The sequence below is a fragment of the Kitasatospora sp. NPDC048540 genome (assembly GCF_040651175.1).
Classification (GTDB): Bacteria; Actinomycetota; Actinomycetes; order Streptomycetales; family Streptomycetaceae; genus Kitasatospora.
The window spans coordinates 16,381-30,143 of the sequence record NZ_JBEZIR010000049.1 but is presented as its reverse complement, the minus strand read 5'-3'; the positions used below and the strand labels follow the sequence as shown (position 1 = coordinate 30,143).

The following is a 13,763-nucleotide window of genomic DNA, read 5'->3' as shown; positions in this document are numbered from 1 at the left end:
GCGTCAGGTGTCACTGGCGCTCGGCGCGCGCCTTGAGCTCGTGGAGCCAGGTCTCCAGGGACTGCCGGAGCGCGTCGCCGAGCAGTTCCGGCTCGGCCGCGACGGGAGCGCCGGACCAGGACTCCTCGGTGCGGACCGTGACGACGCCGTCGGACTCCTCGAAGGTCCACACGTGGATGCCGTCGATGCCCTGGACCGGGCCGCCCCAGGCGATCCGCTCGCCCGGCTCGACCTGGAGGACGGTGGAGGTGATGTCGAGCCCGTGGGTGGACCAGCGGAAGGAGGTGCCCGGGACGAGCGGGCCGAGGATCGCGGCCCGGGTGATGTCCGGGTGCCAGTTGGCCCAGGCGTTGATGTCGGTGTGCAGGCGCCAGACGGCGGCCAGCGGGGCGTTCACCGTGGTCGACAGCCGGACGACGACGGGGGCGTTCTCGTCGATGGTGGTGTTGGTGTTCGTGCTCATGGTGGGTTGGGTCCTTCCAGTTGGCGGGGCGAGTCTATGTGTGGTCAACCACTCACTCTTCGGCCCGAAGAAGTGGCAGCCCGCTGTCGACGGGCTGCCACCCTGCGGGCGGGTCCTCAGTAGTGCCGGATGCCCGCCGTGAGGGTCCGCGTCCAGGGCGCGTCCACCTTGTCGGCGTCCATCGCGGCCACCAGGTGACACAGCATGCCGACGGCGAAGAACTCCTGGACCTGCCGGTCGTCACCCCCGGAGGCCCCGCGGACGTACTCGACCAGGCGGGCGTACCCGGCCCGCACGGCGTCGCGGATCGCCGGCTCGGAGACTGCCGCGGCCTGGGCGTGCATCTGCACCAGCAGCAGATCGTTGTCGCTGATCAGCCGGGCGTAGGCATCACCCATCGCGTACAGCACCGCCTCCGGCGAGCTGCCGTCGGCGGCGGCCGCGCCACCCTCGAGGCTGGCCCGCACCCGGACGAAGCAGTACTCGACCACGGCGACGAACAGGGCTTCCTTGCTGGGGAAGAGCCGGTAGACGTACGCCTGCGAGATCCCGGCGGCCTTGGCGACCTCCGTCGTCGTGGTGCCGAAGTAACCCCGCGAGGCGAAGGCGCCGATCGCGGTGCGCAGCACCGTGTCGCGGCGTTCCTCGGCGGTGGAGAGTTGGCGTGGGCGTTCCGTTTGCATGTGAGTACTCAACCACTCACACTTTTCGGCGTCAAGTGCCGGGATCCTCGGGGCCGGGCGGGGCCCGGCGGCGGAGCCCGGAACGGCGCGGGTGGTAGGTCGCCGCTCCATGCCGGGCGGGCCGGGGTGGCAGTCCCCCGTCGATGGCCCGGGGTGGAACTGCTCGACGGCGGCAGGGGTTCTGTGCGGCAGCCCCCTCGAGGATCAGGCGCCGGAGTTGTCGACGAGACCCACGATATCGAGGTACTCGATTTTCGGCGGGACGCCGTAAATTCCCGTCACCTTGTCGACGATTTCAGCCGTGAAGAAGGCGCGGGCCTTCTCCTCGCCGTCCCACAGGTAGAAGTTCCGAGCGTGAACGCCGTCTTCGTCGAGCATGAAGCTCTTGAAGCGAAGGCCGGCCATGCCTTCGAAGGGCGCTCGGAGCTCGCTCGCAATCTTGGCGAGAGTCGAACGGTCGAACTTGTCGGTCTGCGTGAACGTCACGAGCACGCCGATCATCATGCCTCCTGTCGATTGGGTGAGGAGTGGTCGATCGAGTGATGCTGGAGGCGAATTCCAGTATACGCGGCCGGAAATTCCGGTCGTCAGGCCGCGGGTCGGATGTGTTGCCCGCGGCCGGCGGACGCTCAGGAGTTCGTGAGGGTGATCGTCTGAGGGTTCGGGTCCGTGTCGAGGCTCGGGGGGAAGTTCGCCGGGAGGCTTCCCGGGGAGGTCTGCGGGATGTACGAGCCGGGATCGGCCTCGGTGGGGCCCGGGGTCAGGGGGTTCGGGCCGAAGACGCGCAGGTCGAAGATCTGCGGCCGCCCGGTGCAGGGGGCGTTGACCTGAACGGTGTGTGCGCCGGCGTCGAAGTCCGGCAGGTCCACGTTCACCCACTGGATCGTGTACCCGGGGGTGCAGGTCACGGTGACCGGGACGGTCGCGAGGTTGGACGACTGGATGACTCCGTCGCCCACCAGCATGGTTGCCGACGGGGAGGTGACGGGACCGGTCGCGCCTACGGTGTGGCCGGTGCCGCTGATGTGGCCGGTGCCGGTGGAGTTGTTGTTGCCGATGGTGGTGTCGTGGCCGGCGGCGTTGTTGTTGCCGCCGACGTTGGTGACGTTGCCGTCGCCATTGTTGACCACGATGGTCGAGCCGAACGCGGCGGGGACCGTGGGGGCGTCGGCCGACACTCGGGCCGCAGTTCCCGCGATCAGGACCGCGGCGGAGGCCACGACGGTGGCTGAGCGTACGGAGAGCACCTTCATGCGCGGGAGGTCCTTGTCGTTCCGGGGCGGGTCGACGGGGTGGGTCGCACCGCCGATGATTCGGGACGGAGCGGCCCTGATAACGCCCGGCGGCGCGTGGCGGCCCGGAAGTCACCCGTAGTGGTCAAGCGAAGGTCCGCCCTGCCCGGCCGGGGCCGGCCGCCGGTCAGTGGGGCGTCAGCATGCGGTCAGTCGGCCGGGGCATGCTGAGGGTGCGTCAGGGAGCGAACACGGCTCCCCGACCGGGAGAGGTGCCCGGAGCGGTTCATCGGGTGCCTGGCCGGCAACGGCCGAGCAGGGTCCTCCGGGGCCCGCGCAGGTTCGAATCCTGCCCTCTCCGCCCGAGCGGCCCGGCCGGGCCGGTGATGGCCGGTGACGGTCGGTCACGTGTGCGGCGAGCGGCAGAATCGGCCCCGTGCCCCCGGAGCCCGGCCGCCGCGGGGTGGTCGCCGTCGGCGTCGGTTCGATGTCATATCATTCGCCGACGTCGGTGGCCCGGCGCGGGAGCGCGGGCCGTAGGGGGACGGGTTCGGACGGGCGTGGCGCCCGGGCACGCACCCGGGCCGACGCGGGACCCGGGCGATCTCTCGCCCCGGCGATCCGCCCCTGCCGGTTTCTCGACTCGTGCAAGGGATCGAATCTCGATGACCATCCGTACACCGCTGCGCCGTGTCCGCGCGGCAGCGGCCGTGGCAGGCGCCGCCGTCACGTTCCTCGCCGTCCTGCCCGCCGCTCCGGCCTCCGCGGCGGGCGGCGGCTTCACCACGCCGAAGTCCACCACCCTGGTGAACGCCAACTCCGGGAAGTGCCTGGAGGTCGCCGACTGGCGCACCGACAACGGGGCCCCCGTCCGGCAGTGGGACTGCCACGGCGGCGCCAGCCAGCTCTGGGACTTCAAGCAGGCCGGCGGCGTCACCATGCTGGTCAACCGCAACTCCGGGAAGTGCCTGGAGATCGCCGACTGGCGGATGGACGACGGTGCACCGGCCCGCCAGTGGGACTGCCACGGCGGCTGGAACCAGGGCTGGCTCTACTCGGGCGAGATCGGGCCCCACAAGGAGCTGGGTCTGTCCAACCTCAACTCCGCGGCGCTGCTGGAGATCGCGGACTGGCGCACCGACAACGGGGCCCCCGCCCGCCAGTGGCGGGGCGCGTCCAACCGGGTCGTCGACGGCAACAAGGCCTGGATCACCGCCATCAAGCTGCTCTGACCGATCCCGGGGTGCGTCCGTGCGGGTCCCTGCCGGGTCGGCAGGGACCCGCAGTGCCGTCTGCCGTGAAGCCCCGGCGCAAAGATCCGACGCGCGACGGGTGGTGCGGAGGCACTGGATCGACCAGGCACTGGATCCACCCGCCACTGCGACCGATGAGGCAGAACGCTCCGGACGGTCCGGCGGGTGCGCCGCGCTCGCACGGCACGACCAGCACGGCCACGTCGGGGGAGGTCCATGGCGCGGGTGGCCGACCGGGCGGCGCAGCGCGGCGTCGTCGAGGACCACCTCGAGCTCCAGCGGTTCGGGGCGGTGCAGCGGTCCTTCGCCGCGGTGAACCGGCGCCGCGGTATCCCGCGTAGTTGCATACGAGTGTCCACAGCCCGGGGAGAACGCGGTGTCCGTGCTCGATCGTTCAGTCTTCTCCTGGTATCAGCATTGCGCAGCACCGCAGTTGGTGCGTGCGCTGACCGAGTGCACCCGCGCCGACCGGGCCCGGCAGCTCGCCGAGCAGGCCGGGCCGGACCTCGCCGCGATGCGGAACCCGTACCGGCGGGCCTTCGCGCTGGCGATCCCGGCGGTGGCCCTGGTCGCCCTCGGCGACCCGGTGGGCGCCCGGCGGCTCGTTGAGCGGGCGGAGCCGATCGCCCGGGCCGTCGACTACGGCAGCAACCGGGCGAACGCCCTCACCGGCCTCGGCGCGGCGCTCCACGCCGCCGGCGACGCGGCCGGGGCCCGGCGCCTGCTGGGCCTCGCCGAACAGGCCGCGCTGGCCGCCACCCACTCGGAGGACCGGGTCGGCGCCCTCGGCGAGGTGGTCGAGGCGCTCGCCGGCCTCGGCGACGCCGACGGCGCCATGCGGGTGGCGGCGACGGCGGAACGGATCGTGGCCGCCGAGCCGGACGACATCTACCAGTCCCGCGCGATCTGCGGGCTGTCGGCCACGCTCGTCGCCGTCGGCGAGCCGGCCCGGGCCGAGAAACTGGCGGCCACCGCGCGCCACTCCTCCTACCGGTACGGCGCCCTCGAGCATCTGGTGCTCGCGCTGGCGGGCCAAGGCCGGGTCGAGGACGCCCGCCGGGTCATCCGGAACATCGGCGACCCGGAGCTGATCGGGGATGCGACCCGCGCGCTTGACGAGGCGCTGACCACCAACACCTTCCACGTCGGCCCGCCGTTTCCCGGCCTCGACCTCCCGGAGCCGGAGCCGGCGCCAGGACCGGTCCCCGCCGAGCCCGCGCTCCCGGCACGCCCCGCCGTCGAGCCACGCCCTGCAGTCGCCCGCCGGCGGCCTCCGCGGCTTCCCGCGGAACTCGGCTGAGGGAGGTGCCCCAGTCCGGTGCTTCCGTGAGCGTGAGAGCCCCGTCCTCCGCCCCGACGACCCGCGCCATGATCCGGCCGCGGTCCTCGCCGGGAAAGGCATAGGGAGAAGCGGGATCCATCTCCACCAGGAAGTCCCAGCCCTCGCGCCGGGCCGGATCGTACGCGTCGACATGCCGACCGGTCGCCCGCCGACCGCGTCGACGGTCACGGTGATGTCGATGTCGTACATCTCGGGTACAGCGACGGATCAGCCCACCGTTCGGGGCGGCCGTGACCCACGAATCGATCCATGAGAACTCCATGGACGATGTCCGGGCGGGCCGGCCGGGCGGCGACGGGGCGGCAGGGCGGAGAGGGCAGGATTCGAACCTGCGCGGGCCCCGGAGGACCCTGCTCGGCCATCACTGGCCAGGCACCCGATGAACCGCTCCGGGCACCTCTCCGTGTCAGGGAGCCTTACTTGCTCCCTGACGTGCCTTCAGCATGCCGGGACGCCCTGACCGGACGCTGACTCCTCGCTGACCCTGCCATGCCGCACCCGGCACTCCGCCTACGGCTTACGGGCGACACCGCCGGCGATGCACCGCTGAGCCGCGTTCCACTCCGCCTGCGAGCCGTCCGGGTGTTGTCGGTCGACGCACGGCACCAGGCCCGGTTCGACCAGCGCCGGACCATTGAACAGCTCCGCCAGCACGGCCTTGGTGGAGATGGTGCCGCTGCCCATCATGCCGCGCAGGAACACGTCCTCCATCTTCCGGGCGGTCGCGCTGTACTCGTCCTCCGGATCCAGGAAATGACTGATCGCCACGTGGGAGCCGGCGCTCGGCCAGGTGAGGCGGTAGATCGCGGTGGCGGATGCGGTCAGACGCCGGGACCGCCCCCGAACCGTTTCCCCCTGGCCGTGCGCAGCTCCCGCGGGCGGGACGGCCGGTCCTGCCCCGTGTCCGCCGCCGAGTGCCGCCGGAGCCGGTTCCGGCCTCCATGCGGGGAAGTTGGGGAGAAGATTCAGAGACGAAGTCAAGGCCGGTCGGCGTCGTTTCAGCATGATCGCAGGCGTGTGCTAACGTCTGATTCATTGTTATGCATGCATCTGTTCACGGGGGTTTTCGATGCAGCTCGTACGAGAAACCGTCTCTGTCGCACACTTCGGGCCGGTGGTCGTCCGCCGAGGCGGATGACGGGCCTTCACCGCCAATCTGACAGGGTCGCGGGCCGTTCTTCCCGCCCTTCGCCACCATCCTTTCTTTGAATCCCGGCGCCGACGCCTGCTCAAATGGCCCGCCGGGGGGCAACGGCTGCCGACCGGTGTGCGCCGTGAGCGCGCAGTCCGGTCGCGGTGCCGGATGGAACCGACTCGATTCGTCAATGTTTCCGCCCTGTGGTCCCGCCATTCCCGGTTCTCCGATCCGGGCCGACCGGCGATCCCTTGTGTCCGGAGTAATTCAGTCATGCCCGGAGTGATTCAGTGCCATCCTTTTCGATCCTGGTTCCATTCGTGCCGCGACGGCCTGAACAATTGGCCACCTATGCGGCGCTGGTGCACTGGACCCGGGCTGCGCGTCTATGGCAGGGGCAATCGCTGACGGTCGAGGCGCACCAGGGCTTCGCCCACGCGGCGGGCACGGGTTTCGGCGTGCCGACGGGGCTGGGCGTCAGCCTCATGCCGCTGAAGCATCCCTACGAAGCGGCGATGCAGGCCCGCTCGCTGGCGGTCTCCACCGGCCACCCGGTGCTCGCGGGCTTCGGCCCGGGGCGCCCCGACCTGCAGCGCGCCATGCGCGGCGAGGCCTACGCCAGCCCGCTGACCGCGGCGGAGGAGTACGTCACCGTCGTCCGCGGGCTGCTGCAGGGCCGGCAGCTCGACTTCAGCGGCGAGTACTTCCACTGCGAGGGTGCGCTGCCGCCGTCGCCTGCGCCGGAGGTGCAGGTCGGGCTGGGGGTGCTGCGACCGGGCATGGCGCGGCTGGCCGGCCGGGTGGCGGACGCCGCCATCACCTGGCTGACGCCCGCGTCCTACCTGCGGGAGACGGTGCTGCCCGCGCTGCGCGAAGGGGCCGGGGCGGCGGGCCGTCCCGTTCCCCGGGTGGTCGCGATGGTGCCGATGGCGCTGCCGCTGCCCGACCTGGACGTCGAGGCCGTCGTGGTGGCCGGCAGCGGTTCGCACATGGCGGCCCCGCACTACGCCGACATGCTGAGGCGCGCCGGGGTCGACGTCGGCAGCGGCGACCCCCTGGTGGACGCGCGGTCCCTGCTCGAGGGCGGTGCCTTCCTGGGGGGTGAGGTGGACGAGCTCGTGGAGCAGATCAGTGATTTCTGGAATTCCGGCGTGGACGAAGTGGTCATCAATCTGACCGGTGTCGCACAGGTCCGCGGGCCGCAGGCGGCCATGGAGCAGATCAAGACGATCGTCACTGCGCTCAGTGGCACGGAGGGAACGCGATGAGCGGAGAGATGCGCGATCTGATGGCTTGGGCCACCGGCAGTCGGGGCCCGGGCGGCCGGGTCATTGTCCTGGAGGACTCCCGGCATGTCGGGGAGGTGCGGGAAATGCTCGACACGGCGTCCGGGGACCGCCACCACCAGATCTTCGTCCCGGGTGACCGGATGGACCTCGGGGACAATCTGGTCGGCTACGGCGGGTCGTTCCACGAATGCGACACCGAGGCTTCCCTCGGAGACGACTTCTATCTCCAGGTGCAGAACTACAGCATCACCCAGTACGTTTCGGTGATCGGTCCCACACTGGTCCGCATCACGGACGAGGCGGATTTCGAGGTGTGGCTGGGAGATGCCGACACCGCCCGCGAGAAGGGTGAATTCGCCGAGTTCCTGGCGAATCCCGCGCTGCTGGTCGCGGATCTCCCGGGGCTGGGCGCGCCGCTGGACGGAGCCGGCCCACGGCACCGCCTGTACGTCCGGGCCGGCGGCGAGCTGACGGTCTCCCCGTACGGCTCGGCGCTGGGGCGACTGGGCGACGACCTGACAGACCTGGAGGCCGCCTGGCAGCAGGCGAACGCCGCCAGCGTGCACCCCTGTGCCGTCACCCTCGCCGCGGCGCTTCCCGAGACGGTGCGCGCAGTCGAGCTGGCGGCCCGGCCGTGGCTCGGTGAGTACCTCCTGGCCGTGGACGCGCTGAGGGAGCTGCGGTCCCGCGGCGTCCTGCGGGTGCGCGCCTCCGGTTTCGGCGGACGCCTGCGGCCCGAGAACGACGCCGTCGAACCGGCCCGGACGCAGGCCCGGCAGCTGGTGCTGTGGACCGACGAGTCCGCCTACCTCTACACCGCCGACGGATCCCGGCTGTTCGAACTCAACCGCGCCGCGGCGGAGCTCGCCGAACTGCTGCTCTGCCAGGGATCGGTCGAGGCGGCCGCCGAGTACGCCCCGCGGGCCGCCCTCCTGAAGGTGCAGCAGTTCTTCGAGCGGGCGGGGGTCTCCCTGTGAACACCGACTTGAGCACTGACCCGAGTACTGACGTGAGCACTGGGCCGAGCGCAGCCCCGGGCGCCGACCCGAGGGCCGCGGTGCCCGGCCGGGCCGGTGCGCTGCTGGCCGAACTCGGCGACCGGGCCGAGCTCCACGACCTGTACGACGAGGCCGGCGCGCCGGTCTACCACGCGATCGCCGGCAGCTCGCCCCTGGAGGTGCGCGAACTGGTCGCCGCACTGCGCTCCACCTCCGGCGCCGTCCTCGAACTGGCCGCCGGTTCCGGCCGGTTGACGATGCCACTGCTCACCCTGGGACGCGAGCTGACCGCCCTCGAACTGGCACCGGGCATGATCCGGATCCTGGAGGAGCGCCTGCGGGCCGTACCCGCCGCCCGACGCGACCGCTGCACCGTCGTCCCCGGCGACATGAGCTCCTTCGAGCTGGGCCGGGAGTTCGGCGCGGTCGTGCTCGGTGCGACCTCCGTCTCGCTGCTGGACGCGACCGGCCGCGCCGGCTTGTACCGCTGCGTGCGCCGTCACCTCGCCCCCGGCGGGAAGTTCCTGCTCACCGCGGTGGACGTGACGGACTTCGGCAGCGCCACCACCGAACAGGTGATGGACGTCGACTGCGCGGACGGCACCCGCTTCCGCATGTACGAGCACTGGACCGAGGGCGCCGACGCGCGCACGGTCACGGTCTTCCCGCATCCCCTCGACACGGCGGAGCTCCCGATCACGGTGTGCACCACCCGCATCGGAGTCTTCCCGGTGGCGCAGCTGGAGGCCGAGTTGGCGCTCGCCGGACTGGTGCTGACGCAGCGCCGGTCGCTCCCGGCGACCGGCAGCCACCACCACGACGTGCTGCTCGTCGCGGAGGTCGCCGCGTGAGCGCCGTATGGCCCAACCTGCTCGCCCCGAGCCGGCACGGTCGCGACGACCTGTGCGCGATCTCCGCCCAGGGGGTCCGGGTGCGCTTCGCGGACGGCCGCGAACTGCTCTGCGGATCCAGCGGCCTGTGGAACACCGCACTCGGCTACGGCAACGAGGCCATCGCCGACGCCGTCGCGGGTGCCGCCCGCGAGGCCTCGTACCTGAGCGTGTTCCGCTACGAGAACACCTACGCCCGCCGGGCCGCCGACGCACTGGTGGACCTCTGCGGCGGCGACCGGTTCGGCCGGGTGCTGTTCTCCACCTCCGGCGGCGCCGCCAACGACCTGGCGATGAAACTCGCCCGCCACCTGCACGCCCTGCGCGGCGAACCGCAGCGAACCCTGGTCGTCGGCCTCCGCACCGGCTACCACGGCCTCACCTTCGGCAGCTTCGCGCTCTCCGGCGGCGACCTGGGGCAGCGGATGTACGGCGTGGACCAGCGGCTGGTCCGCCACGTCACCCCCAACGCCGTCGACGAGCTCGACGCACTGTTCGCCCGCCAGGGCGGACAGGTCGCCGCCGTGGTCGTCGAACCGGTGCTCGGCAACGGAGCGCTGCCGCTCGACCCGGAGTTCGTCGCGGCGCTGCTGCGCCTGCGCGAGAAGCACGGCTTCCTGCTCGTCGCCGACGAGGTCGCCACCGGCTTCGCCCGGACCGGCCCCTACCTCGCCTCCAGCCGGTGGCCCGGGCGGCCGGATCTCCTGATCCTCTCCAAGGCGCTGACCAACGGCACCTGCGCCGCCGCCGCGGTCCTCGTCGCCCACGACGTCGACGCGGCCTTCACCGACGCCGACGCGGTGTTCGTCCACGCCGAGACCCAGGCCGGCACCCCGATCACCTGCGCGGCGATCCTGGCCACGCTGGAGGAGATGCGGCGACTGGACGCGGAGACCCTCAGCCACCGCCTGTCGGAGCGGCTGGACGCGGAGCTGAAGTCCCTCGGGGACCGGCTGCCCCAGCTGACCGTGACCCAGGGCGTCGGCTGCTTCCGCTACCTCGGCTTCGCCGCCCCCGACGGCGGGCCGCTGGCGCCGGAGCACGTCGCCGACCTGGTCGCGGCCGTCCGGGAGGCCGGAGCCATCGTCCACCCGGGCCCTCATGGCATCCAGCTCATCCCCGCGCTCACCTACACGGACGAGGACCTCGACGAACTCCTGGACTGCGTCGTCCGCGGTGCCGAGGCGTTCTTCGCCCGCTTCGTCCCCGGCCCCGGCGCACCTGCGGGAGGCGACCGGTGACCGGCCGATGGCCGCAGCCCACCCGGGTGCTGCCCAGCGCGGCGGAGTTCACCACATGGGCGGCCAGGCACGCGTCCGGGACCCGCACGGTCCTGCTCGTGGACGCGCACCTCACCGACAGCGCGATCGCCGCGCTGGTCGTCCGGGCCCTGCCGGTCCACGAGGTGGTCCCGCTGGACGGACCGGGCACGCTCGAGTCCGTCGTCGCACTGGCCGACCGGCTGCGGCACGGCCCCGCCCGGCTGGTCGCCGCCGTCGGCGGGGGAAGCCTCCTGGACCAGGCCAAGCTGGCGACCGCACTGGCGGGCGACCCCGGCGTGCTTCCCCGGCTCACCGCCCCGCAGCGCAGCGGGCTGGTCCTGCTGCCGGGGGAGAACACCCGGCCGCTGCCGCTGCTCGCCGTCCCCACCACGCTCGGAACCGGCGCGGAGGTCAGCCGCGTCGCCTGCCTGAACACCGCGCAGGGCAAGCGCCTGGTCGTCGGCCGGTCGCTCGCACCGGAGCTCGCCCTGCACGACCCGCTGGCCACCACCGGGCTGCCCGCCGAACTCGCCGTCGAAGGCGTACTGGAGGCGCTGTTCCGGGTGGCCGGGGTCCACGTCGGCGACCCGCAGGACCGCCCGGTCGAGGACGCGCTCGCCTGCACGCTCGCCACCCAACTCCTCGGCCTGGGCTACCGGGCCGTCGAGGACGGCCCGGGGGAGCAGGTCCGCGGCGCCGTCGCGCGGCTCAGCGCCCTCACCCACGGCGACTGGCTCCAGCTCGACCGAGACCCCTACGCCCTGCGCGGCTGGTACCTCGCCAACGAACTGTCCACCGCCCTCGGCATCCGCAAGATGACGGCCGTCGCGGCCCTGCTCCCCACGCTGTTCCGGCGAACCACCGCCGGCGACGGACGACTCGGCTCGGCCGAACGGCTCGAACGGCTGTGGAACGAGCTGCGCTCCGCCGCCCCCCGGCCACTGCCCGCCGACCCGTCGGCCGGCATCGCCGCCCTGCTGGAGCACTGGGGCGTCGACCACCGCCCGACGGCGCACCCCGCCGACCTGGACGCGATCGCGCGCCGCACGGTCCGCGCCTGGGGAGCAGGACTGCCTGCCCTGGGCGGCCTGACCCTCGGCGATGTCCGGGAGATCCTCGGCGACGCCGTACCCGCACCCGGGCCCGCGGCGCGCTGAGCAGCCCGGGCGGCGCACCACCGAAAGCTTCCGGTCCACCACCGCGTGCGGTGACGGACCGGACGACCCCCGACCGTCCCCGACCTTCGGAGAGGAGGAGAACACCGTGCAGGAGAACATCAACAGCTCGCTGGAGCTGGAGCTGGGCATGCAGGACCTGGAGCTCGACATGCAGGAGCTCGAGGGCATGGACGCCCCGTTCAACTGGAGCAACGCCGTGTGGAGCGTCGCGACCGTCAGCATCGGCAGCGTCATCGTCGCCACCTGATGCCATGACACCGGCGGTGCCGGGACGCGGGGGGAGCACCCCCGCGTCCCGGCACCCGCTCCCCGCCCGGCCACGGCCGGACCCGGAGCGACCCGAGGGAGAGACCTTGACCAGCGACACGGCCGTCGCCCCGCAGGACGGGAACGCCACGGACGGCGAGCACATCCGCCGCCCCCGGCTCGCCGACCACGTGACCGTCCACCCGCCGACCGGCGCGGCCGCACCGTGGACCATCCAGCGCGGCGGACAGTACCTGCGGGTCGGCGCCGACCTGGCCCGCCTGGCCCGGGCCGCCGACGGCACCCGGGGACACGAGGAACTGGCCGCCCTCCTCGGCCCACCCTGGACCACCGCCGTGGTCGACACGGCCGTACGCAGACTGGTCACGGCCAAGGTGTTCGACAACGGCGACCCGAAGCGCGGCGCACCCCGGCGGACCCCCCGCCTGAAGGTCGTACCGCCGCTGACCCTGCAGCTGACCGTCGTCCACCCGCAGCGCCTGCTGTCCGGAGTCCTCCCCGCCCTGGCCCTCCTCGGGCTGAAGAGGTGGGGCGTCATCGGCGCGCTCCTCGCCTCCGCCGGCCTCGCGGCGCTGGCCGCACGCGCCCCCGAACTGTCCGACGCCCTCGGCCGGCCACTGCCGCCAGGCGTGTACGCCGGCGTCATCGGCGCCATGCTCCTCGCCAGCGCCCTGCACGAACTCGCCCACGCGGCGGTCCTCGCCCACTACGGCGGACGGCCCAGCCGGATGGGCGTGATGCTGTTCTACCTCTCGCCCGCCTTCTTCTGCGACGTCTCCGACGGCTGGCGACTGCCGCGCAACGAGCAGCGCGTCCGGGTCGCCCTCGCCGGCATCGCCACCCAGTGGGTCATCGCCGGCTGCACGGCGCTGGCGGCCCTCGTCCCGCCCCCCGGCCACTGGCAGGACGGCATGCTGCTGTTCGCCGCGGCCGGCTACGTCGCAGGCGCCTTCAACCTGCTCCCGGTGGTCCGGCTGGACGGCTACCTGGCCCTGATGAGCCACCTGGACATCCCCCATCTGAGGGACCTGGCGACCACCGACGCCCGCCACCGGATCGCCCGACTCCTCTACGGCGGCCGCTACCGCCCGGAGTTGCCGCAGCTGCGCTGGGCCGTCCCGTTCGGCCTCGCCTGCACGGCCGCCCCCGTGTTCATCGTCGTCCCGGCGCTCGGCTCGTTCGCCCCGCTGCTCCAACGGACCGGCACCGCGGGCGCGATCGTCATGGTCTGCGCGGCGGGCTACCTGCTGTGGCTGCTGCTCCGCGGCGCCGTCCGCACGGCCGCCGAGGCCCGTACGGCCGGCGCCCCCCGATGGCGGATCGCCCTGTCGGCCACCGCGCTGACAGCCGCCGCCGTCTGCGCGCTGCTGCTCGTCCGCGTGCCCTGCACCGTGGCCGGCGGCTACGCCGTACGCGACGGCGGACAGCTGGAACTGCTGCTGCCCTCCTCCGCCGACCGCTCCGCCATCCGCGCCGGAACGCCCGTCCACCTCCACCGCACCGGACTGCTCCGCAGCACCACGACGGGCGAGGCCGTGATCGCGTCCGAGCACGGCACCGCCTCCACCGCACCGATCTCGGCACTCGTCCCCGTCGCCGGCACCACCCTGTCGCTCCCCGCCACCGCGTACCCGCTCACCGCCGCCCGGACTCCCTCGGACCGCACCGGCAACGCCCAACTCACAGTGGGCACCGACACACTGGCGCACTGGCTGTACGACACCTACCTGGCTCCCTGCTGGCGCTGAACCGCCGCCCCGCCACCCGCCCC

The 13,763-nt window shown here is 72.7% G+C and carries 14 protein-coding genes, 1 tRNA gene and 1 pseudogene; 10 read left to right on the top strand and 6 right to left on the bottom strand.

All coding sequences use genetic code 11. The features are described 5' to 3' along the window. Window positions 1-10: 10 nt before the first annotated feature. The 4 genes from AB0D08_RS20415 to AB0D08_RS20400 all read right to left on the bottom strand — a co-directional run bounded on the left by AB0D08_RS20415 (window position 11) and on the right by AB0D08_RS20400 (window position 2,399). Window positions 11-463 (bottom strand): SRPBCC family protein, encoded by a 453-nt coding sequence (locus AB0D08_RS20415; RefSeq protein WP_033823496.1) that lies wholly within the window; start codon window positions 461-463, stop codon window positions 11-13. 116 nt (window positions 464-579) lie between these two features. Further along, complete coding sequence (locus AB0D08_RS20410) at window positions 580-1,146, bottom strand: TetR/AcrR family transcriptional regulator (protein ID WP_033823497.1); 567 nt, start codon at window positions 1,144-1,146, stop codon at window positions 580-582. 204 nt (window positions 1,147-1,350) lie between these two features. Next, window positions 1,351-1,650 carry a hypothetical protein gene (locus AB0D08_RS20405; RefSeq protein ID WP_359890404.1) on the bottom strand — a complete coding sequence of 100 codons (300 nt, stop codon included), beginning with the start codon at window positions 1,648-1,650 and terminating at the stop codon, window positions 1,351-1,353. Window positions 1,651-1,775: 125 nt separating this feature from the next. Further along, window positions 1,776-2,399: a hypothetical protein gene (locus AB0D08_RS20400; RefSeq protein WP_359890402.1), complete on the bottom strand. Its 624-nt coding sequence runs from the start codon at window positions 2,397-2,399 to the stop codon at window positions 1,776-1,778. 245 nt (window positions 2,400-2,644) lie between these two features. On the opposite strand from AB0D08_RS20400, the gene AB0D08_RS20395 reads away from it, so the two are divergent. The 3 genes from AB0D08_RS20395 to AB0D08_RS20385 all read left to right on the top strand — a co-directional run bounded on the left by AB0D08_RS20395 (window position 2,645) and on the right by AB0D08_RS20385 (window position 4,931). Beyond that, a tRNA-Cys gene (locus AB0D08_RS20395) sits at window positions 2,645-2,739 on the top strand. 304 nt (window positions 2,740-3,043) lie between these two features. Further along, window positions 3,044-3,610 carry an RICIN domain-containing protein gene (locus AB0D08_RS20390; protein WP_051813760.1) on the top strand — a complete coding sequence of 189 codons (567 nt, stop codon included), beginning with the start codon at window positions 3,044-3,046 and terminating at the stop codon, window positions 3,608-3,610. Window positions 3,611-4,067: 457 nt separating this feature from the next. Then, window positions 4,068-4,931, top strand: a complete 864-nt coding sequence (locus AB0D08_RS20385) for a hypothetical protein (protein WP_359890400.1) — start codon at window positions 4,068-4,070, stop codon at window positions 4,929-4,931. A 350-nt stretch (window positions 4,932-5,281) separates the two neighbouring features. Here AB0D08_RS20385 and AB0D08_RS20380 read toward each other — a convergent pair. Further along, window positions 5,282-5,376, bottom strand: a pseudogene (locus tag AB0D08_RS20380). Between the two features lie 107 nt (window positions 5,377-5,483). Then, window positions 5,484-5,978 carry an SAM-dependent methyltransferase gene (locus tag AB0D08_RS20375; protein ID WP_359890397.1) on the bottom strand — a complete coding sequence of 165 codons (495 nt, stop codon included), beginning with the start codon at window positions 5,976-5,978 and terminating at the stop codon, window positions 5,484-5,486. Window positions 5,979-6,449: 471 nt separating this feature from the next. On the opposite strand from AB0D08_RS20375, the gene AB0D08_RS20370 reads away from it, so the two are divergent. The 7 genes from AB0D08_RS20370 (at window position 6,450) to mpaP (ending at window position 13,740) form a co-directional block, all read left to right on the top strand. Next, on the top strand, window positions 6,450-7,376 hold the full coding sequence (locus AB0D08_RS20370; RefSeq protein WP_359890395.1) for an LLM class flavin-dependent oxidoreductase: 927 nt from the start codon (window positions 6,450-6,452) through the stop codon (window positions 7,374-7,376). After that, window positions 7,373-8,374 (top strand): daptide biosynthesis RiPP recognition protein, encoded by a 1,002-nt coding sequence (mpaB, locus tag AB0D08_RS20365; protein WP_359890393.1) that lies wholly within the window; start codon window positions 7,373-7,375, stop codon window positions 8,372-8,374. The genes AB0D08_RS20370 and mpaB overlap by 4 nt, the downstream gene beginning before the upstream one ends. Before the next feature lie 32 nt (window positions 8,375-8,406). Continuing rightward, window positions 8,407-9,246 carry a daptide-type RiPP biosynthesis methyltransferase gene (gene mpaM / locus AB0D08_RS20360; RefSeq protein ID WP_359890390.1) on the top strand — a complete coding sequence of 280 codons (840 nt, stop codon included), beginning with the start codon at window positions 8,407-8,409 and terminating at the stop codon, window positions 9,244-9,246. After that, entirely contained in the window at window positions 9,243-10,526 is a 1,284-nt protein-coding gene (gene mpaD, locus AB0D08_RS20355) for a daptide-type RiPP biosynthesis aminotransferase (RefSeq protein ID WP_063794466.1), read from the top strand. Before mpaM ends, mpaD begins: the two co-directional genes overlap by 4 nt. After that, window positions 10,523-11,704 (top strand): daptide-type RiPP biosynthesis dehydogenase, encoded by a 1,182-nt coding sequence (gene mpaC / locus AB0D08_RS20350; protein ID WP_359890387.1) that lies wholly within the window; start codon window positions 10,523-10,525, stop codon window positions 11,702-11,704. Before mpaD ends, mpaC begins: the two co-directional genes overlap by 4 nt. 106 nt (window positions 11,705-11,810) lie before the next feature. Further along, a complete protein-coding gene (locus AB0D08_RS20345) occupies window positions 11,811-11,972 on the top strand; it encodes a daptide-type RiPP (protein ID WP_158515584.1) in 162 nt (53 codons plus the stop codon). A gap of 106 nt (window positions 11,973-12,078) precedes the next feature. Further along, the gene (gene mpaP, locus AB0D08_RS20340) at window positions 12,079-13,740 is read left to right on the top strand and encodes a daptide biosynthesis intramembrane metalloprotease (protein WP_359890384.1); all 1,662 of its coding nucleotides are present in this window, start codon (window positions 12,079-12,081) and stop codon (window positions 13,738-13,740) included. Window positions 13,741-13,763: the final 23 nt, after the last annotated feature.

What these genes read in the sequence shown, in the direction of transcription:
- AB0D08_RS20410 (WP_033823497.1), bottom strand. Translation starts at nt 1,146, where the DNA reads ATGCAAACGGAACGCCCACGCCAACTCTCCACCGCCGAGGAACGCCGC.
- mpaB (WP_359890393.1), top strand. Translation starts at nt 7,373, where the DNA reads ATGAGCGGAGAGATGCGCGATCTGATGGCTTGGGCCACCGGCAGTCGG.
- AB0D08_RS20390 (WP_051813760.1), top strand. Translation starts at nt 3,044, where the DNA reads ATGACCATCCGTACACCGCTGCGCCGTGTCCGCGCGGCAGCGGCCGTG.
- AB0D08_RS20405 (WP_359890404.1), bottom strand. Translation starts at nt 1,650, where the DNA reads ATGATGATCGGCGTGCTCGTGACGTTCACGCAGACCGACAAGTTCGAC.
- AB0D08_RS20375 (WP_359890397.1), bottom strand. Translation starts at nt 5,978, where the DNA reads ATGCTGAAACGACGCCGACCGGCCTTGACTTCGTCTCTGAATCTTCTC.
- AB0D08_RS20415 (WP_033823496.1), bottom strand. Translation starts at nt 463, where the DNA reads ATGAGCACGAACACCAACACCACCATCGACGAGAACGCCCCCGTCGTC.
- AB0D08_RS20400 (WP_359890402.1), bottom strand. Translation starts at nt 2,399, where the DNA reads ATGAAGGTGCTCTCCGTACGCTCAGCCACCGTCGTGGCCTCCGCCGCG.